Source organism: Paraburkholderia sp. RL17-373-BIF-A (assembly GCF_046030175.1).
GTDB lineage: Bacteria > Pseudomonadota > Gammaproteobacteria > Burkholderiales > Burkholderiaceae > Paraburkholderia.
The window spans coordinates 1-995 of record NZ_JARESO010000297.1; the positions used below are offsets into that span (position 1 = coordinate 1).

Here is a 995-nt window from a genome sequence, read left to right on the forward strand (position 1 = left end):
GGTCGCGGCGCCGGTTGCCGAATACGAACAGCGCGGAGACCATCGGATTCAGGCGCATCGCCTGCTCGACCAGGATCGACAGTCCGTTGATACCAACACGGAAGTCGACCGGCTCGCGATACAGGTACACTTTCAACCCTTCGTCGAACCGGAACACGGCAGCCTCCCGAGCATCTGGACTATCCTCTCCAGCTCCTCCACGGCTGCCGGGTCAACCTCGAGACGAACGCCGTTCGGCAATACAACGCACAATAGGAACGTCGCGGCTGGTTCGACTACCGCCGGCGGCAGTAAAGGAGTCTCGAACTGGACGAGGGCCGGCTGGGCCGGCGGCGCGACGGCAGCGATCTCGGCCTGGGCCCGACTGACAGGCCTACCGCGAGCCCGGCAACGCCGACCCGGCCCTGCTCGCGCTGGTACTGCGAAATCCAGGTCCGCACGAGGTTCGGATTGATACCGTGATCCATCGCAGTGCGCGCTATCGATACGCCCGGCTTGAGGCATTCCTGTATCAGCTCGCGCTTCGCGCTCTCGTCATATTTGCGCCGCCCGTCGCGCTTCGCGCCAACAACCAGACGGCCTTGCAACCCTCCTTCCTGTTCGCTCATGTACACCTGTCCACGTTCGTTCAACATGGACAGGTAGACTCTGCGAATTAGCCGTGCGTGGGAAGGGCGTGGCTTATAGACCGCTTACGGTCAATTGGCACGCGGCCGGATGCCGAACTCGTCAATACCATGCTGGATTCGGCGATTGAGTCAGTGGCTGGCTGCGAGGAGCGGCCCGTGGTGCACTCCGATCGCGGTGCGCACTATCGCTGCCCGAACGGAAGCTTGCTGGTCACGATCAGACTGCCACGCTCGATGTCGCGCAAAGGATGTTCGCCGGATAACGCAGCCTGCGAAGGTTTCTTCGGGCTCCTCAGGACGGAGTTATTCTATCCTCGTGACTGGCGGGCCACGACCGTTGATCAATTCATCGAAGTCGTTGACTCG

General features: G+C 61.9%; 2 protein-coding genes and 1 pseudogene. 1 reads left to right on the forward strand and 2 read right to left on the reverse strand.

Translation table 11 applies throughout. The features are described from left to right. A partial coding sequence (tnpB, locus tag P0D80_RS50465) for an IS66 family insertion sequence element accessory protein TnpB (RefSeq protein WP_408296331.1) occupies positions 1-157 on the reverse strand: 157 nt, incomplete at its 3' end. 118 nt (positions 158-275) lie between these two features. Then, positions 276-608 carry a transposase gene (locus tag P0D80_RS50470; protein WP_408296328.1) on the reverse strand — a complete coding sequence of 111 codons (333 nt, stop codon included), beginning with the start codon at positions 606-608 and terminating at the stop codon, positions 276-278. Positions 609-698: 90 nt separating this feature from the next. Here P0D80_RS50470 and P0D80_RS50475 point away from each other — a divergent pair. Then, positions 699-995: pseudogene (locus P0D80_RS50475) on the forward strand (IS3 family transposase); the annotation flags it as partial.